The 18,847-nt window shown below is 41.6% G+C and carries 15 protein-coding genes; 9 read left to right on the plus strand and 6 right to left on the minus strand.

All coding sequences use genetic code 11. The annotated features are described in order from the left end of the window. The coding region (locus E1160_RS05170; RefSeq protein WP_218048728.1) for a substrate-binding periplasmic protein at positions 1 to 716 on the minus strand (716 nt) is incomplete at its 3' end. Positions 717 to 865: 149 nt separating this feature from the next. Between E1160_RS05170 and E1160_RS05175 the strand changes: the two genes are divergently transcribed. Then, positions 866 to 1,402: a cysteine hydrolase family protein gene (locus tag E1160_RS05175; protein WP_155153940.1), complete on the plus strand. Its 537-nt coding sequence runs from the start codon at positions 866 to 868 to the stop codon at positions 1,400 to 1,402. Here the strand turns inward: E1160_RS05175 and E1160_RS05180 are convergent. Beyond that, on the minus strand, positions 1,385 to 2,131 hold the full coding sequence (locus tag E1160_RS05180; protein WP_155153941.1) for a substrate-binding periplasmic protein: 747 nt from the start codon (positions 2,129 to 2,131) through the stop codon (positions 1,385 to 1,387). The genes E1160_RS05175 and E1160_RS05180 overlap by 18 nt on opposite strands. A 333-nt stretch (positions 2,132 to 2,464) precedes the next feature. On the opposite strand from E1160_RS05180, the gene E1160_RS05185 reads away from it, so the two are divergent. The 6 genes from E1160_RS05185 to E1160_RS05210 all read left to right on the plus strand — a co-directional run bounded on the left by E1160_RS05185 (position 2,465) and on the right by E1160_RS05210 (position 10,798). Beyond that, complete coding sequence (locus tag E1160_RS05185; protein WP_155153942.1) at positions 2,465 to 4,138, plus strand: formate--tetrahydrofolate ligase; 1,674 nt, start codon at positions 2,465 to 2,467, stop codon at positions 4,136 to 4,138. Between the two features lie 260 nt (positions 4,139 to 4,398). Next, positions 4,399 to 5,670, plus strand: a complete 1,272-nt coding sequence (locus tag E1160_RS05190) for an imelysin family protein (protein ID WP_155153943.1) — start codon at positions 4,399 to 4,401, stop codon at positions 5,668 to 5,670. A gap of 102 nt (positions 5,671 to 5,772) precedes the next feature. Further along, positions 5,773 to 7,251: a di-heme oxidoreductase family protein gene (locus E1160_RS05195; RefSeq protein WP_155153944.1), complete on the plus strand. Its 1,479-nt coding sequence runs from the start codon at positions 5,773 to 5,775 to the stop codon at positions 7,249 to 7,251. 13 nt (positions 7,252 to 7,264) lie between these two features. Beyond that, complete coding sequence (locus E1160_RS05200; RefSeq protein ID WP_155153945.1) at positions 7,265 to 8,326, plus strand: imelysin family protein; 1,062 nt, start codon at positions 7,265 to 7,267, stop codon at positions 8,324 to 8,326. Positions 8,327 to 8,337: 11 nt separating this feature from the next. Continuing rightward, positions 8,338 to 9,453, plus strand: coding sequence for a DUF1513 domain-containing protein (locus E1160_RS05205; protein ID WP_155153946.1), 1,116 nt, complete (start codon positions 8,338 to 8,340; stop codon positions 9,451 to 9,453). Positions 9,454 to 9,514: 61 nt separating this feature from the next. After that, positions 9,515 to 10,798 carry a di-heme oxidoredictase family protein gene (locus E1160_RS05210; RefSeq protein WP_155153947.1) on the plus strand — a complete coding sequence of 428 codons (1,284 nt, stop codon included), beginning with the start codon at positions 9,515 to 9,517 and terminating at the stop codon, positions 10,796 to 10,798. Positions 10,799 to 10,812: 14 nt separating this feature from the next. Here the strand turns inward: E1160_RS05210 and E1160_RS05215 are convergent, their stop codons facing one another. Both E1160_RS05215 and E1160_RS05220 read right to left on the minus strand, forming a co-directional pair. After that, entirely contained in the window at positions 10,813 to 13,122 is a 2,310-nt protein-coding gene (locus E1160_RS05215; RefSeq protein WP_155153948.1) for a hybrid sensor histidine kinase/response regulator, read from the minus strand. A 25-nt stretch (positions 13,123 to 13,147) separates the two neighbouring features. After that, on the minus strand, positions 13,148 to 14,131 hold the full coding sequence (locus E1160_RS05220) for a substrate-binding domain-containing protein (RefSeq protein ID WP_155153949.1): 984 nt from the start codon (positions 14,129 to 14,131) through the stop codon (positions 13,148 to 13,150). A gap of 238 nt (positions 14,132 to 14,369) precedes the next feature. On the opposite strand from E1160_RS05220, the gene E1160_RS05225 reads away from it, so the two are divergent. Beyond that, complete coding sequence (locus E1160_RS05225; protein WP_155153950.1) at positions 14,370 to 15,401, plus strand: Fe(3+) ABC transporter substrate-binding protein; 1,032 nt, start codon at positions 14,370 to 14,372, stop codon at positions 15,399 to 15,401. Between the two features lie 85 nt (positions 15,402 to 15,486). Continuing rightward, positions 15,487 to 17,178, plus strand: a complete 1,692-nt coding sequence (locus E1160_RS05230) for an ABC transporter permease (protein WP_155153951.1) — start codon at positions 15,487 to 15,489, stop codon at positions 17,176 to 17,178. 6 nt (positions 17,179 to 17,184) lie between these two features. Here E1160_RS05230 and E1160_RS05235 read toward each other — a convergent pair whose 3' ends face one another. Continuing rightward, positions 17,185 to 17,586: a GFA family protein gene (locus tag E1160_RS05235; RefSeq protein WP_155153952.1), complete on the minus strand. Its 402-nt coding sequence runs from the start codon at positions 17,584 to 17,586 to the stop codon at positions 17,185 to 17,187. A gap of 124 nt (positions 17,587 to 17,710) precedes the next feature. After that, positions 17,711 to 18,745, minus strand: a complete 1,035-nt coding sequence (locus E1160_RS05240; RefSeq protein WP_155153953.1) for a Leu/Phe/Val dehydrogenase — start codon at positions 18,743 to 18,745, stop codon at positions 17,711 to 17,713. Positions 18,746 to 18,847 lie beyond the last annotated feature (102 nt).

Here is an 18,847-nt window from a genome sequence, read left to right on the forward strand (position 1 = left end):
TTATAAATCTCGATAAATGCACCATCCTGACGTAGTTTGGGAATGATTTTGTCGAAATCTTCTTTCAGTTTTTTATTTTCTGGTTTTTTACTGTAAGCAATATAAACATTCGAAATATTAATTGGAGGGTTTAAAAATCTGAGCTGATCAGCGACACTCTTTTGTCTAGCAATGTATGATATGGAGTATTTTAATCCAGCGATTAATTTAACACGTCTATGAACTAGTAAATTTACTAAGTCCTCATTCGTATTTGCATAATGAAGGTCTTTAAGTAATCTAGTGTTGATTGCCTCATTCATTGTTTGGCCGTAGTTCAACGTTGGATGAATACCAATGGAGAAATTGCTGAGTTGATCAAGATTTCCGTCATAATCTAATTGTTCTTCTATCAATGTAAAAAAGTAACTACCATCCTGCCCAATATATTCATTAGAGAAATTAAAAATTTCTTCGCGTTCAGGGCTTTTGAACATGAAGGAGAAATTACTATCTCCCCGTTCCAACATCTTTTGAACGCGTGCCCATGGGCGCAAAGTTGCATTGATTTTATAACCACTTTCCTTACTTAACAGGTCAACTAGATCTTTATTTAAGCCTTTATGAATACCATCTTCTTTGTAAAAATATGGTGCAATCTCGGTTGTTATATATATGACCTCTTGCTTGTTTTTTGAGTAACAGGGTGCAGAAGTTATCATACTGACCGCGGTCATAGTCAGGAACCATAGTGTGACCTTTGAGCTTAGCATCAGTGTTTTCCTCTAAAGATATCTATTGATATATTAGCCTTATTATAGGATTTGAAGAAATAGTTTTTGTGATTATGGGAAGAGATTTCTCACTCTCCAACTTGGATATTAAAATGAAGACAGCTGTAATTATTATTGATGTTCAACAAGCTTTATTTGAAGCGGATGAAGGGCCGTTTGAAAGAGAAGAGGTGATTGAGCGTATTAATACGCTTACTTCGAAGGCCAGAAATTTAGAGCTACCAGTTATTATGGTGCAACACGAAAGAGAAGATACTGTGGTCGCCTATCAATCGGCTGGGTGGCAACTTTATTCAGAACTGGATACGAAACCAACTGATATTATTGTGAGAAAGCAAACACCGGATTCTTTCCACGAAACAGATCTTGCTGACGTTTTGAAGAATAATAGCGTTACAGATCTCATTGTCTGTGGTTATGCAACCGAATTTTGCGTGGATACAACAGTACGTCGTGCTGCCGCATTGGGGTATGATGTGCAACTGGTGGCGGATGCTCATACAACACATAATAAAAATCATCTAAATGGGGGGACGATCAGAGAGCATCATAATGCAACTTTGCCTAGTGTGAGTAGTTTCAGCGGAAATATTGAAGCTGTTGAAACGATCTCAATTTATTTTGGGTGAGAAGGCATCATAGATAATAGTGCCGAAAGTTCCATCTTCGCGCATCTCTTGAAGGGCAGTGTCAATCGCGTCGGAAACCTGTCGCATGTCGCGCTTCTTCGTGAAGGTATTATAGACATTGGCGTTACTTAAATTGGGGGTGACGGCTTCGATTGTGCTTGTGAGCCCATTTTTCTCTATGACACTGTCAATCACATAGCTGGCGCCAACAATAAGATCGACACGTTTTCCTGCGAGTAGGGAAACGAGATTATTGTGATTGTTCGCCCGTTCGATATCTTTGAATATTCCTGCGACAAGGGCTTTGTCAAATTTCTTGCCATAACTGATTTTGTTGACAACGCCGATTTTTAATAAAGAAATTTTGTTGAAATCTCCGTCGTAACTGATAGCGCTGTCAATATGCTTGAAAAAGCGTACCGTTATCGGAAAGATGGGTTTTTGAGAGAAGGTATATATTTTCTCCCGTTCCGGGTTTTTATACATATTCGTAAAATCGGCATCACCATTTTCAACCATCTTTAAAACACGTGCCCAGGGTCTAAATTCGATTTTTAAATCATAGCCAGCACGTGCGCTCGCCTCCTGAAGAAGGTCTAGCTTAAATCCCTTCTTTTCTCCATTCTCAAGATACTGATATGGTGGGAATTCGGGTACCACTAATGTCAAGGTTTCTGCAGCATGTACAGGCAAGGATAAGGCTGCATAGATTCCTGCAGAAATGAACATCTGCAAACATGCGTTTTTGAATCTAGATGCAAATCTCAATAGTGAAACCTTTATATACTGGTGTTTCGTTAGGTTAGCTTAAAAAAGGTGAGGAATCAAATGAATAATTTGTTCTTTTGCGACATCGAAATGGCGCGTAGGAGTAATAATTTGTGAAGTTTTTATGAATATCGATATCGCTATGTCGTTTTGTCGTTAGGAAGGTAAAAAAGGTCGCGAGATTTAATTTTCTATCTGTTTTTTCTGCTTAATCTCGCTAACAATGAAAAGAGACTACTAGAAAAATATTCTTTTCAGTACAAAATTTTTACTTATGGGAAAAGGTACGTCACTATGGCGAAATCTGATATTGATATTGCGCGCGAAGCGAAGATGATTCCAATCACAGAGGTTGGGGCGAAATTGGACATTCCTGCTGATGCGTTGCGCCAGTATGGTCCAGACAAAGCAAAGGTTAGCTTTGAGTTCTTGGAATCCATCAAAGACCGTCAAGATGGTAAGTTGATCTTGGTAACAGCTATCTCCCCAACGCCAGCGGGTGAAGGTAAAACAACCACAACAGTTGGTTTGGGCGATGGTTTAAACGCAATTGGCAAAAAAGCTATCATGGCATTGCGTGAGCCTTCTTTGGGTCCTTGCTTTGGTGTTAAAGGTGGTGCTGCTGGTGGTGGTTACGCTCAGGTTGTTCCAATGGAAGACATCAACTTGCATTTTACAGGTGACTTCCACGCAATCGGTGCTGCGCATAACTTGCTTTCTGCTTTGATTGACAACCACATTTACTGGGGTAACGAGCTTGGTTTTGACGAGCGTCGTGTTGCTTGGCGTCGAGTTGTTGATATGAATGACCGCGCATTGCGTGACATCGTTGTGTCTCTAGGCGGTGTATCTAACGGTTTCCCACGTCAAACAGGTTTTGACATTACAGTGGCTTCAGAAGTTATGGCGATCTTCTGCTTGGCGAGCGATCTAGATGATTTGGAAGATCGTCTTGGCAAAATCGTTGTTGGTTACACACGTGACCGTAAAGCAATCTACGCACGTGATTTGAACGCCCAAGGCCCAATGACAGTATTGTTGAAAGATGCGTTGATGCCTAACTTGGTTCAAACATTGGAAAACAACCCAGCGTTCATCCACGGCGGTCCTTTTGCGAATATCGCACATGGTTGTAACTCTGTTTCCGCAACAAAAGCTGCCTTGAAATTGGCTGACTATGTTGTAACAGAAGCTGGTTTTGGTGCTGATTTGGGTGCTGAGAAATTCTTCGACATTAAATGTCGTAAAGCTGGCTTAAACCCAGAAGCAGTTGTAATCGTATGTACAATTCGTGCGATGAAAATGCACGGTGGTGTTGCGAAAGCTGATTTGGCTGGTGAGAATGTTGAAGCTGTTAAAGCAGGCTTGGAAAACTTGGGCCGTCACATTCGCAATGTTGGTCAGTTCGGTGTACCTGCTGTTGTTGCAATTAACCGTTTCGTACTTGATACAGATGCAGAAGTTGCAGCTGTTCAAGAATATGCGAAAGAGTTGGGTGTAGAGGCAATCATCGCCAACCACTGGGCTGACGGTTCTGCTGGTACAAAAGAATTGGCTGAAAAAGTTGTTGAATTGGTTGAAGGCGGCACAGCACAGTTCCGTACTTTGTATAATGACGACATGCCATTGTTTGACAAAATCAACACTGTTGCTCGTAACATCTATGGTGCTGACGAGGCTGTTGCAGACAAAAAAGTTCGCGATCAGTTGAAGCAGTGGGAAGATGAAGGTTACGGTGATTTGCCAGTATGTATGGCGAAGACACAATATTCCTTCTCGACAGATCCTGCGCTTTTGGGTGCGCCATCTGGTCACGTAGTACCTGTTCGTGAAGTTCGCTTGTCTGCAGGCGCTGGCTTCATCGTGGCAGTTTGTGGTGCGATCATGACAATGCCTGGTCTACCACGTGTTCCTGCTGCGAACTCCATCCACTTGGATGACGAAGGTCTGGTACAAGGCTTGTTCTAAGCTTCAGTACAGCTTTAAGGTTAAAAAACATTTTGTTTTGGAAAGCCGCTGGAGAGAAATCTCCGGCGGTTTTTTTTCTTAAAATTCCTGCAGTTTAAAACGCCTACATTAGAACGGTTCTAATATTTTTATTGATAATTAGTCGCAATAATTATTGACTTTGCGAGTCATTCTCAATAAACCAATTTTATTGATTTACTGCTTAGTATCTTTGAGGGGATGATCTTAAATAAGATACTAACTGACTTGGAGAAGTAAAAATGTTGAAACGCTCTGTTGCAGCGGTTGCACTATTAAGCCTTGGTGCATGTGTAACTTCTGGGGATAAAGAAGTTACTAAAGCAAATGTTCTAGATACATATGCGAATATCGCTCAAGCTAAATTTGAAGATTCTTTGACAACAGCACAGGACCTTCAAGCTGCTATTGATGCATTGGTTGCAAAGCCTTCTGAAGAAACATTGGATGCAGCACGTGATGCATGGGTTGCAGCACGCGTTCCTTACCAACAATCTGAAGTGTACCGTTTTGGTAACGCAGCTGTTGACGACTGGGAAGGTAAAGTGAACGCATGGCCATTGGACGAAGGCTTGATTGATTATGTTGACGCTGGTTATGGCGTTGATTCTGATGAGAACGCATTATACACAGCAAACGTAATTGCAAGCACAAGCTTGAAATTGGGTGGTGAAACTGTTGATACATCTGTTATTACCAAACAATTGCTATCTGAAACATTGCATGAAATCGATGGTGTGGAAGCAAACGTAGCTACAGGTTATCACGCAATTGAATTCTTGCTATGGGGCCAAGATTTGAACGGTACAGATGCTGGCGCAGGTGATCGTCCTTACACAGATTTCGATCTAGCAAATTGCACAGGTGCAAATTGTGATCGTCGTGTTCAATATTTGACAGTTTCTGCTGATCTTTTGATTGATGATTTGAAAGATGCTGTAGCAATGTGGTCTGAAGGTGGTCAGGCACGCATTGCTTTGACATCTGACGGTGAAGATGCTGGTTTGACAAAAATCTTCACAGGCATGGGGTCTCTTTCTTATGGAGAATTGGCTGGTGAACGTATCAAACTTGGTTTGATGTTGAATGACCCAGAAGAAGAGCATGATTGTTTCTCTGATAATACACATTGGTCTCATTACTATGATGCGAAAGGCATTCAAAATGTCTATAACGGTTCTTACACACGTGTGAATGGTGATGTGATTTCTGGTCCTTCCGTATCTGATTTAGTGAAAGCAACATCTGCAGATGTTGACGCGGCTGTTCAACAAAAATTGGACGCGACAATGGGTGCGATGACAGTTATGGCTGATAAAGCTGAGTCCGGTATGGCATATGACCAAATGTTGGGTGAAGGCAACGCAAACGGCAATCGTATTATCCAAGATGTTGTTGATAGCTTGGTTGACCAAACAAAAACTTTCGAAGCTGCAATGGGCACACTTGGTCTGACATTGCCAGAATTTGAAGGTTCTGACAGCTTGGATAACCCATCTGCTGTATTTGAATAAGTCGACAGACTAATAATAATAAGGGGGTGTGGCTTGGTTCTTCCGGGCTACACCCTTTTATGCATTCAATGCAAAAAAGTGATTAGGACAAAAATAGAGCAAATGACAAAAAAGATAATAAGTTGCCGCTTGCTTCCTCTAGCATTTCTTTCAGGCTTTGTATCAATTTCCCAAGCCGAAATTATCCCGCCCACAGATGACTTTTCGAAACCAGAAAAAGGAGAAATCTTTCAGGGAGGGGCAACAACACATAACAATAAAGTGGGGCGTAACTCATTTTCTTTTTCGTCACGTAATCTTGCCTTTGAACAAGGCCTTGATTTTAAAATTGGAAATGGGTTCTTCAAGCGTATCTGGGTGTCTTCGCCAGCAAGTACGAAATCGGCAGATGGATTGGGACCAATCTTCAATGCAAAATCCTGCCAGCGTTGTCATATTAAAGATGGCAGAGGGCATCCACCTGCAGGTAATTATCCTGATGATACGGCTGTGTCGATGTTTTTACGATTGTCCGTGCCGCCTGCAACGGAAGAAGAGCATGCATTGTTAGCTGCCGGTAAAACAGGTGTTATACCTGAACCAACATATGGTGGGCAGTTACAGGATTTTTCAGTGCAAGGAGTGCCTGCCGAAGGCCGTATGCATATAGAATATGAAGAGCTAGATGTGGTGTTAGGTGACGGTACCAAAGTATCGTTACGCAAGCCAACCTATAGCGTTACAAACTTGCAATACGGCCAGATGCAAGATGATGTCATGCTGTCTCCGCGAGTAACACCGCAAATGATTGGTCTTGGTTTGCTAGAAGCAATACCGGAAGCAGATATCTTATCGCAAGTTGATGAAAATGACGCAGATGGCGACGGTATTTCAGGCAAGGCAAATTATGCATGGGCGATGCGTGAAAGCAAACCTAAGCTAGGTCGTTTTGGCTGGAAAGCTGGAAATGCAACATTGTTTGATCAGGCTATACATGCCTCAACAGGCGACCTTGGTATTTCTTCTAGTTATCAACCTGATCCTTGGGGGGATTGTACGGTAAATCAAACTCTTTGCCGTAATGCGCCGGATGGTAATAATCCAGAAAATGATGGGGTAGAAATTTCTGATGAGGCGATGGAAAAATTAGTTTTCTATACTCAGAATTTAGCGCCGCCACGCCGTAAAAATGTTGATGATCCAAAGGTTCTTCGGGGTAAGGAACTTTTCTATGGTGCGAATTGCATCGCTTGTCATACACCTAAATATCGCACCGGTAATATTGCAGATTTTAAAGCAGTGAAGAACCAGTTGATCTGGCCTTATACTGACTTGCTGTTACATGATATGGGCGAAGGACTTGCTGATAACCGCCCGGAAGGAAAGGCAAATGGGCAGGAGTGGAAAACACCTCCCTTATGGGGCATTGGCCATACTCAAAATGTCAATAAGCATACATTCTTCTTGCATGACGGGCGTGCACGTAATTTAACCGAAGCGATCTTGTGGCATGGGGGAGAAGCAAAAACATCTCGTGATGTTTTTGCCAATTTACCTCAAGAAGACCGCGAAGCCATGTTGGCTTTCTTAAATTCACTTTAAGCTGGAAAATAAAATGAAGAAAACTCTGCAATTTATCACTGTTGTTTGTACGGCTTTAATAATTGGATCTGCGTTTGCTGGTCAGTTTAAAGAAACGAATGCCAATTATGTGGATCAGCATATTTTCCCACGTACGGAAGCATTTGCAAAAGAAGCTTTTGAATTTAAAGAAACGACAATCAAAGCATGTCGGTTGACCGGGGCTCAACAACAAGAAATGTTGCAAAAAGCATTTCATGAAGCGGTGGATGCATGGCAAGGGATAGAACATCTTCGGATGGGTCCTTTATCTGATTATGATCAAATGCATCGATTGCAATTCTGGCCAGATAAACGCAATAAAGTCAGTAAAGCTCTGTCTAATCTGCAGAAAAAACAAGAGGCTGGTGAACATATAGATGAACAAAAGATTGCCTTTAGTTCTGTTGCGGGACAAGGCTTTCCCATTTTTGAACGGATTATCTATCAAGATGGTGAGATTTCAGCCAAGCAGTGTGAAATCCTTCGTGCGGTAGCGTCAAATATCTATTCGATTGCAAAGTCAGTTCATCAAGCCTGGGTGGATCCTGAATATGGCTATGGTGGTGAGATGAAATTTACTTTGGCTGAGAATGAATTATATACGGATGAATTAAGCGTAACTGCTGATTTATTCACAAATTTATGGTCTGCCTTACAATGGGTTGAAGATAATAAAATTCGATCTCCATTACGTGAAGATATTTCCAAAGCTAAGCCGCGTCGTATGGAAAACTGGCGTTCAGCTAGAAGTTTTAAAAATATCTCGATTGATGTGGCTGCGTTGAAAGATAGCTATGAAACGCTACTGCAAAGTCATGTATTGGATTTAGCTGATGGTGCTCAACGCGATGCGTTAATACTTGATAACTTGAATGCGGCTGCCACGATTTCTCAAGAACTTGAAAATGTGAAGGAAGAAGGCATTAAGAGTGAGGAAATATGGAATAAGATGTTGGACATGGCGGTGCATCTTAAAGAGGCGCGAGGGCAATTATTTGCCGTGGCAAAAGAGTTAAGCATCCCAGTTGGTTTTAATAGCCTAGATGGTGATTAAGGTTATTCTTCATGTTTTCTGATTATACCCGTCGAGATTTATTGCGATCTGGTTTAGCAGCAGGAATAGTTACACTTGCTTGGCCTAAAATCCTTCAAGCTAAAAATGGCAGTGGAGGATTATATTGGTCTGCCTTTGCGAATGCGGATAACAGTTATGGAATGGCAGTCTTTGATCTGCAAGGGGATTTCATATTTGAAAAAACTTTACCAGATAGAGGTCATGGGGCTGCTATATCTAACATCTATGGGCATTTGGCTATTACAGAACGCCGCCCCGGTTGGTTTGGGCAAATCTGGGATATTAGTGCCGATCGATTAATTGCTGAACTAAAACTTCCTAAAGGTAGGCATTTCTATGGTCATGCCTCTTATTTAGGAAATCGTCTTTTTACAACTGAAAATTCCTATGATGAAGAACGTGGTGTGATCGGTGTATGGGATGCTTCAAATGGCTATAAACGTATAGCGGAGTTTGATGCAGGTGGTATCGGTCCACATGAAATGCGCATTCTTGAGAATGGTCGCGAAATGGTCATTGCATCTGGCGGTATCCTAACGCATCCAGCAGATGGACGTAGTAAATTAAATATTCCTGACATGACCCCTAAACTTGCTTGGCTGGATTGTAAGTCAGGCAAAGTGTTGCGTGAATGGGCACCGGAAACAAAATGGCATAAAGCATCCATTAGACATTTGACGGTAAATGCTCAAGGTGATGTGTTTTTTGGTATGCAGTATCAAGGAAGCCGAAGGGAGCGTGCGCCTCTTGTCGGCATAGCACGCCGTGAAGGGGATGCTATGATATCTGAGTTACCGATTGATGTGCATAAGTCGACCCAAAATTATTGTGGAAGTGTTGAACTAGATTCAAGTGCCACCATCATGGCCGCATCCACGCCAAGAGGCAATAAAGTGATCTTTTTCGATGCCCGTGATAGTTCATATTTGGATCATGTTGATATAACGGATGCCTGCGGAGTTATTGCTGCTATGAATAGGCCTGAACAGTTCCTGATTTCCTCGGGAAATGGTGGGTTATATTTGCATAATGTGCATCATAGAGAGACTGTATTGATTACTCAAACCAATAAGCGTTGGGATAATCATATGATGTATATCGGTTAACAATTTCTTGAATTGTTATTTTTGGAGGATCACGTTAGCTTTGCCTTAATGGTAGGGCTAAATGAAACGTATATTTTTTTTTATTTTTAATGGTTTAATTCTATTTGCCACAGCGAGTGCGGCAAATGCGCAATCTATTTTTCAAAATATAGAAGATCCACGCCAGCTTGAACAAATTAAACAAGGGCGCAAGATTTTTAACCGTGATTGGCAAGCTTTCCCGGGGATAAACCCAAATGGAGATGGATTAGGGCCTGTTTTCAACCGTGTATCCTGTTCTGGTTGTCATTTTCAGGCAGGTCGTGGACGTCCACCAGAAAGTCCTGATGAGCCCTTTACTTCTATGGTCCTGCGTTTGGGCTTTACCGATGAATTAGGCAGTCGTGCGCATATTGCCTATGGTGAACAACTTAATGATCGTTCTTTACCTAATATTCCCGCCGAAGGACGGCCTAGTCTCTCATTCCGTACAATCAATGGACAATATGTTGATGGTGAAAGATATACACTGCGCATGCCACAATATGATGTGAAGGACTTGAATTTTGGACAGTTGGGCTGGGCAATACAATTTTCTGGTCGCGTTGCACAACCATTACAAGGAATAGGTTTTTTAGAAGCAATACCACAAGAGGTTTTAAATAGTTGGGCTGATCCAAATGATTTGGACGGCGACGGAGTTTCAGGCCGTATCCCGATGGTAAAGGACCAAAGTGGAAATATGTCGCCGGCCAGATTTGGTTGGAAGGCGGCCCAAGTAAGTCTGTTCAGCCAAACGGCACAAGCTTTACACCAAGATATGGGATTAACCTCAAGTTTACATCTAGAACAAAACTGCATGTGGGAACAAATCGCATGTCGTGCTGCGCCGAAAGAAACCGGCCCAGAAGTGAATGCGGCCCAGTTAGATCAATTGGTTAGTTTTCAACGTGCTTTATCTCCAAGAAGGCAAGAAAATCGTAATGAACTTGGACGCTACCTGTTTAATGAAATTGGGTGTGATCGCTGCCATATTCCAACTGTTCAAATCCCGGACGACACTTGGCCTACCTATCTTGCTGGACGTGAGATACATCCATACACAGATATATTACTTCATGACATGGGAGAAGGACTTTCAGATGGCTTATTCCAAGGTGATGCTTCTCCCTCAGAATGGAGAACCGCACCCCTATGGGGATTATCGCAACGACAGCCGTTAAGACTGCTGCATGATGGTCGCGCTCGTTCAGTTGCAGAAGCTATCCTTTGGCATGATGGTGAGGCACGTTTGAGTAAGGAAGCTTTTCGTCATTTGCAAAAACAAGAGCGTGAAGCACTGACAGATTTTGTGAGTGGTTTATAAGATTTTGAGAGCATTTAGTTCGATCTAACAAGGTTTTTTCTTAATGCGTCAATTAGTTTGTTTACATCAAGTGGTTTCGTAAGATACTCGTCAAAACCTGCTTCTAATGCTTCTTGGATGCTGTCATGTGTAGCGTTCGCACTCAAGGCAATTGCGGGAATATGTTTGGTTTTATCCAATTGTTTTAAGTGTTTTACAGCCTTGATGCCATCCATTCCCGGCAGATTTATATCTAATATTATGATGTCGAACTCTTCTTTTTCAGCAAATGCGATACCAAGTTCTGCCGTATGTACAGAGGTGAGCTGTATATCTTCGAGTTCATCAATGATATCTTCCATTAGAGAGACATTGGCTGAATTATCCTCAATATAAAGTATGTGGTTGGTTTTTTCTTTTGTACCAGTCACCATTAAAGCTGTATTTTCAAGAGGTTCAATTACCGGCTCTTTATCTTTCTGATCTGTTGTTGGGAAATCTATCCAAAATATACTTCCTTGCCCTTCAATGCTTTCGACGCCAATTGTACCTTTCATCTCTGTGATTAGTTTTTTTGATAGAAACAAGCCGATACCAGTTCCTGCAATTTGTTTTGTTTCTTCACCAAGACGACTGAATGGTTGAAATAGATCTGTTTGCTGGTGGATTGGTATTCCCTTTCCTGTGTCTCTCACTTGAATTCGCAGGGTATCTTTATTTTGAACTTTTGTAGAAATCCATACCTTTCCATCTTGAATGTTATATTTGACCGCATTCGTAAGCAGGTTTAATAAGATTTGTTTTGCACGAAGCGGGTCCGCCCAAATATTGGGAACATCTTCGGAAGTTTCATCTATAAGGGTTACGTTTTTATCATTACTGATTGTGTTCATGAATGAGAGACATTCACGAATAAGTCTACATGTGGAAATAGCACTATAATTGAATGTCATCTTGCCGGCTTCGATTTTAGCGAGATCTAGGACTTCATCTATTAGGCTTATGAGATGCTCTCCACCATCAATGATGAATTTCATTTGAGTCTGCTGACGTTCTGAGAGGGGATTACGTTTGCTGTTTTTCAATAATTGCGCGAATCCTAGAATTGAGTTTAACGGCGTGCGCAATTCGTGGCTCATACTAGATAGGAATTCCGACTTTGCGTTATTGGCTTTTTCTGCTTCCCGCTTAGCGCGGACTAATTGCAGTTCAGATTCTTGCCTTTGCTGTTGCGTTGCAAGAAAGGCATTATACCATGCAATTAACTCTGAAATCTCATCACTACCTGAAACTTCCATTCGATTAGTTAGGTCCAATTTACCTTTTTGATATTTCTTAAAACTTTCTGTGATCGTTCTGATTGGTGCTACAATAGTACGGGAAAGATAAAGGCCGATCAAAATTACGAGTGATAGGCATAGTATGATGACAAAGATGGTGACCGCATTCACGGTAGATGCATGTTTATAAAATGAACTTTCCGGTATAACGCTAATGATATGCCATCCGGTATTTGCAGATTTGACATGGTTTAGGACATACGTCTCTTCATAGATATCAGATATAATGGAACTTCGAGACTGAGTGATTTTTTTCAGTGGAATAGGAAGGTCATAGTTTGAACCGATCTTTGTTTTGTCGGGGTGATAGATTAATCGATCATTTTGATCAACGATAAGAAAGTAACCACCTTCGCCAATTTTTGTTTTTGATACTTGGTCATGTAGATGGTTCACGCTGAGATTAACTATAATTGTTCCAACAAGTTCTAAATCCAGAGTCTCTTTATTAATCTTTGTAATACTTCTGACAGCGGGCAATGTGAAAGTATCTCTTGTTTCCAGGCTTACATTCTTCTCAATACCTGGCCAAACAACTCTGGATCCCCTTGTTTCTCCGATTTTAAGAAGTCGTTCTTTGACACTTTCATCAACTTTATTATTTATGAGCGTGTAGCCAACATGGAAATGGGTGTCCGTTTTACTGAATAAATCGATAGAAACGATGCCATCTATATTAAGGAAGCCGTTGAGTGTATAACCGATACGTGCCTTGGTTGCGAGTGAGTCAAAAGAATCTATTTGACCGCCTGTATTATTCAACGCATCTGTTACTGTTGTTAGGCTAGCAATCTGCCCTGAGAGAGCTTCTACCTGTTTGATTTGTAACTCAATGAGCTCTTCTTGGTTGATAATCAAGGACTTGGTAAAATTATCTGCTTGATCCTTGAGGGCCCGTGAAGAATAGAAAAATGATGTGCCTCCAACAATTAAGATGGGTAGAATGCTTAGGAAGATCATATAGATGATAAATTTCCAGATGATATTCAATTTGAACACAGTCATGTGATTTCCATCTAGCTAACAATGATTACTGAAAACTTTGTTGGGTGATAACTTCCACATCTATAAGAATTTCGTTTGGAAAAGTTTTACCATTAAGCATATCTATTGCGGTCTTTATCCCGATGTAACTTTGTTGGGCAGGGAGTTGATCTATTGTCGCCTTCATCTTACCGGATTTGATCGCATTCTTGGCATCTTCGATTGCATCAAAGCCAACGACATCTACATGCATGAGGTTATTCTCGTGTAAATATCTTAGCGTACCAATTGCCATCATGTCATTTGCAGCAAAGATTGCTTTTATATCAGGATGCCTATCGAAAAAAACATGAGCAAGTTTATATGCCTCGTCAATCTTCCAATAGGCAGGCTGGGATGCGACGATTGAAATGTTTGGGTTTTCATTGAAAGCTCTGAATGCGCCTGCTTTACGAGCCTGAGCGTTTGCAGCAGTTGGGATACCTTCTATTACAGCCACTTGAGTCGGTTCGTGAATTGCATCTGCTATTATTTTAGCAGATAAATATGCGGCAGTTTCGTTATCGACACTTATAAAAGGAATAGGGGATAACCCAAGTTTATCGGCAAAATTTTCGTCCAGTTTATTGTCTATATTAACGATCTTTATACCTTTGTCTTGTGCGGCCTTTAGGGCAGGTAATAATTCAACAGAATCACCGGGTGCTATGACAATTGCGTCTATATCGTCACTATGTGTTAATTCATGTACTATATCTATCTGTTGATAAATAGATGTTTCTTCAGCGGCTGTTCTTACAATCAGCTGTATCTTAAATTCTTCCTCTGCTTGCCTTGCACCTTTTTCCATAGCAATGAAAAATGGATTTGTATGTGTTTTCATAACCAGTGCTATGCGAGGAGGATTAGAATTCTGTGATGAATTTTCCGACGTTTGATCAGAGGTGTTCTCATCTTGGCAGGCGATTATCATTAAAGGTGCGAGGTATAGACAAAAACGCAAAATTACTTGTTTTAGTTTATGTAGCATCAGACACCTCGGTAATTGAACTATTCTTATTTTTAAGTTATGCCCAAGAGAATAATTACTAATATGATAGTCGAGAATGGCCCGACAGTGAAGTATATTCGCTAATATCCGATAAAATATGTATAAAATTATTAAGATTGCCTTGCACTCTTAACAAACTGGCTATAAAAGTGGTTGTTAAGAATTATTCGCAAGTAATGTCGTTCTATGCTTTCGACAATTTATAAAGGGTTTCCAGATGAAAAAAGACCTGTTGGGTTTAGGGGCTGCTATTGCAATTGCTGCTGTATCAATTGCTGGATTAATGAAAACATCGCAAGCTGCGGAAGAAGTGAATGTTTATTCCTATCGTCAGCCATTTCTAATTGATCCAATGTTTGATGCTTTCACCAAAGAAACAGGTATTGCTGTTAATGTTGTTTATGCCAAGAAGGGCTTGGAACAACGCATTAAGCAAGAAGGGCCGAATTCGCCTGCAGACCTGATTATGTCAGTGGATATTGGCCGTCTTTCTTCGATTGTGAACAAAGGTCTTACACAACCTGTTGAAAGCGAGATACTGGAAACCGCAATCCCAGCCAATCTTCGTTCGACTGAAAACCAATGGTTTGCACTGACGACACGTGCACGTATTGTTTATGCGTCTAAAGATCGTGTCCCAGAAGGCGATTTAACAACATATGAAGATTTAGCCGATCCAAAATTTAAAGGCCGTATTTGCACCCGTGCAGGTAACCATTCTTACAATTTGGCTTTAATCGCTTCTATGATTGATGTGCATGGGGAAGCAAAGACAGAAGAGTGGTTAAAAGGTTTAAAAGCAAATCTAGCACGTAAACCACAAGGTAATGATCGCGCTCAAGTGAAAGCAATTTGGCAAGGCGAATGCGATTTATCCATCGGTAATACCTATTATATGGGTAAGATGATGTCGGATAAGAAGCAGATCGAATGGGCGAATTCCGTTCGTATCATTTTCCCGAATCAAGAAGGCCGTGGTACACATATTAATGTTTCTGGGGTTTCCATGGCGAAATATGCGCCAAACCGTGAAAACGCTCAAAAATTAATGGAGTTTTTGGTAAGCGATAAGGCACAGGCTTTATATGCCGAGTTAAACTTTGAATATCCTGTTAAAGAAGGTGTTGAATGGTCACCAGTTGTAAATACATGGGGTCAATTCAAAACAGATGATATTAGCTTGGATACAATTGCGAGTTTGCGTGATGAAGCATCCAAGTTGATTGATAAAGTTGGCTTCAACGAATAGACGATTTGCACTTGCATATACCTGATAGAAACAGGTAAGGAGAGAGGAGAGATGATTATCTTTCCTCTTTTTGTTTAGGGATCAAATGTCTGAGACAATCGAATTGCAACCTGCGCAGCGACAAGTAAGTTTTTCCAGAAATAGCTTACGCTGGGTGGTCGGGGCATTTGCAATTGCAGGTTTTGTTCTGTTACCTGTTGCGGCCATTATCTGGCTTGCGTTTAATCCCGAAGAAAATATTTGGCCTCATCTAATCAGTACCATGTTACCACGTTATGTGAGTAATACATTGGTTTTGATGTTGGGTGTTGGTTTAGGAACCATTACAGGTGGAGTGATGTGTGCATGGTTTGTCACCATGTGCAATTTTCCGGGGAAGCGTATTTTCGAATGGGCGTTGTTATTACCTTTGGCCATGCCCGCCTATGTAGTGGCATATGTCTATACTGATTTATTGGAATATGCAGGGCCTGTTCAAACGAGCTTACGGTATCTTTTTGATTGGAAATTAAAATCTGAATATTGGTTTCCTGATATCCGAACTCATGGCGGCGCAATCGCCATGCTTTCACTCGTATTGTATCCTTATGTTTATATGCTAACCAGAGCAGCGTTTTTACAACAATCAGTATGTGTTTTGGAAGCAGGACGTGTGTTAGGGCGGAGCCCATGGGCCTGTTTTTGGTCTGTGGCACTTCCATTGGCGCGTCCGGCATTGGTTGTTGGTACAGCTCTGGCTATGATGGAAACCTTAAATGATTTCGGGACAATTGATTTTTTTGCTGTACATACCCTAACCGCAGGTATTTTTGATGTCTGGCTCAACATGAGTAATATTGGTGGCGCTGCTCAAATTGCTCTTGTGATGTTACTCTTTGTGATCGGGCTGCTTTGGATTGAGCGCGCATCACGTAAAGGTCAGAAATATCATAGCACAACAACACGGTATAAAGCTTTACCAGGTTATCAGCTGAAGGGATGGCACAAGTATTTTGCAATTGTGGCGTGTTCAAGTCCGATCCTGTTCGGATTTCTTATACCAGCGGGCACCTTGGCTTTTTATGCTGCACGTCGCTTTGAAGAAAGCTGGACTTCAGAGTTTTTTGGATATGCTTTAAATTCCTTATTCCTAAGTAGTGCTGCAGCGATTTTAGTGATTGTCGTCGGTGTTTTTATGGCTTATGCGGTGCGCTTGTCTGGACAGAAGGGCTTGAAAACAGCGACGCGCTTGGCAAGTGTAGGATACGCAATGCCGGGGGCTGTGTTAGCGATCGGTGTATTGATCCCATTTGCTGGATTTGACAATTTCCTGGATGGACAAATGCGTAGCTTATTTGATGTGTCTACAGGGTTGTTGTTATCTGGAACCGTAATTGCAATTATTTTTGCATATACGGTGCGGTTTTTAACCGTTGGTATGGGCGGGGTTGAAACCGGACTGGCGAAGGTGACCCCAAATATGGATGATGCATCACGTATGTTGGGTGAAGGACCTTTAGGGACGCTGCGTCGGGTACATTTTCCACTTATCCGTGGCGGATTGCTAGGCGGCGCCATTCTGGTCTTTGTAGATAGTATGAAGGAACTTCCTGCAACTTTGATCTTACGTCCATTTAATTATGATACACTGGCAACTTATGTATATCAGTTTGCTTCTGATGAATTGTTGGAAGAATGCGCATTAGGGGCGCTTACCATTGTGATTGCAGGGATATTGCCTGTAATCTTGTTAAGTCGTTCAATTCGGGCTTCACGACCCGGACATGAACAGAGTTAGGTAAGCTTAATTATCACCTTCAAATTGTGGTAAGCCATCAGCGATTTCATAATAATCTGCTTTGTCTTTTACGAAGATATGGGATGTTGCTTTTAGTCCCGTTGGCAAGTCTAAGCTACCAGCTAGAATTGCGGTATAGGTGCCTTCATCTGGTTTCCAGAATAATGTGCTACCACATTGATCGCAAAAGCCCCGGCTGGCTGTGTCACTGGCACGAAACCATTTTAAACCGCCATCAGCCACAAATTCTAGTTCATCATTTTCGCATGCCGTGGCTGCAAAATAATGTCCTGTTGTTTTTCGGCATTGACTGCAATGACAATAGGTAACATCGCGCAAATGACCCGTAATTTCAAAACGTACGGCTCCACATAGGCAGCCCCCTTCATGGGTTTCAACTTCAGCCATTTTTTTGCTCCCTAATTTTATATCGCTTAAAGTCTAAGCAAAAAAAGAGGCCGAGGGAAATAAATTCCGTCGGCCTATTGCATTTATCAGATGGGAGGCATCTGATTGCATTTGGGAGCTTTTTTTAAGCAGCTTTCATAAATTTTTCTTCGGCAAGACGATCCGCAGCTTCAAATGGTTGGGTGTTTGTTACGCGTGCTTTTGCATAGATTTCGCGCAATGTATCTCCGATACGACCTACATGTTCCATCGCAGTATCACGGCTAGAACCTTCCAATTGATGATAAAGATAAATCACACCGCCAGCATTGATTACGTAGTCTGGTGCATAAAGAATGTCTTTCTCAACAAGCATATTGCCATGGCGTTCTTCTGCGAGTTGGTTATTTGCTGCACCAGCAACCACCTTGGCTTTCAAGCGTGAAATTGTGTCGTCATTCAAGGTTGCACCTAATGCACAAGGGACATAGACATCAACATCTTGATCATAAATGGCATCGGGGTTAACGGCAGTCGCACCTAACTCTGCCTGCGCTTTGCGAATACTATCGTCATGGATATCTGTCACACAAAGGGAAGCACTAGCTTCTTTTAACTGACGTGCAACATCATAGCCCACATGGCCAAGGCCTTGGACAGCGACTTTTACATTATCTAGATTATTTTTTCCAAGACGCTCAAGTACAGTTGCTTGGATACCTTTAAACACACCTAAGGCTGTTCCTGGTGAAGGGTCGCCTGCACGTTCAACTGTTCCTAACACATGATCTGTATGTTTTGCGATATAACCCATATCTTCAGGGCTGGTACCTACATCTTCGGCAATACGATATGTCCCGTTTAACCGATCAACAAAGCGGCCCATTGCTTCAAACATTTCCGGTGTTTTATCTTTACGGGCATCACCAATAATGACGGATTTTCCACCACCCCATGGCAGGCCTGCTAGCGCGTTTTTATAAGTCATACCGCGAGCAAGGCGTAAAGCATCTGTAATCGCTTCTTCTTCGGTCGCATAATCCCACATGCGACATCCCCCAAGCGCACCCCCAAGATTCGTGTTGTGAATTGCGATAATGGCTTTCAAACCTGACGCTTCATCATGGCAAAAAACAACATTTTCGTGATTATCAAAATGAGGTGAAGTAAATACAGACATCAATCTATCCTTCGCATTTATGGTTAAGGATAGCGTCTTTTTTTACCCAACTGCAGAAGCCATCCCGTCATTAATTCATTTATTCTTTGGTCAGCTTTGTTG

The organism is Curvivirga aplysinae, from assembly GCF_009711445.1.
Classification (GTDB): Bacteria; Pseudomonadota; Alphaproteobacteria; order UBA8366; family Aestuariispiraceae; genus Curvivirga; species Curvivirga aplysinae.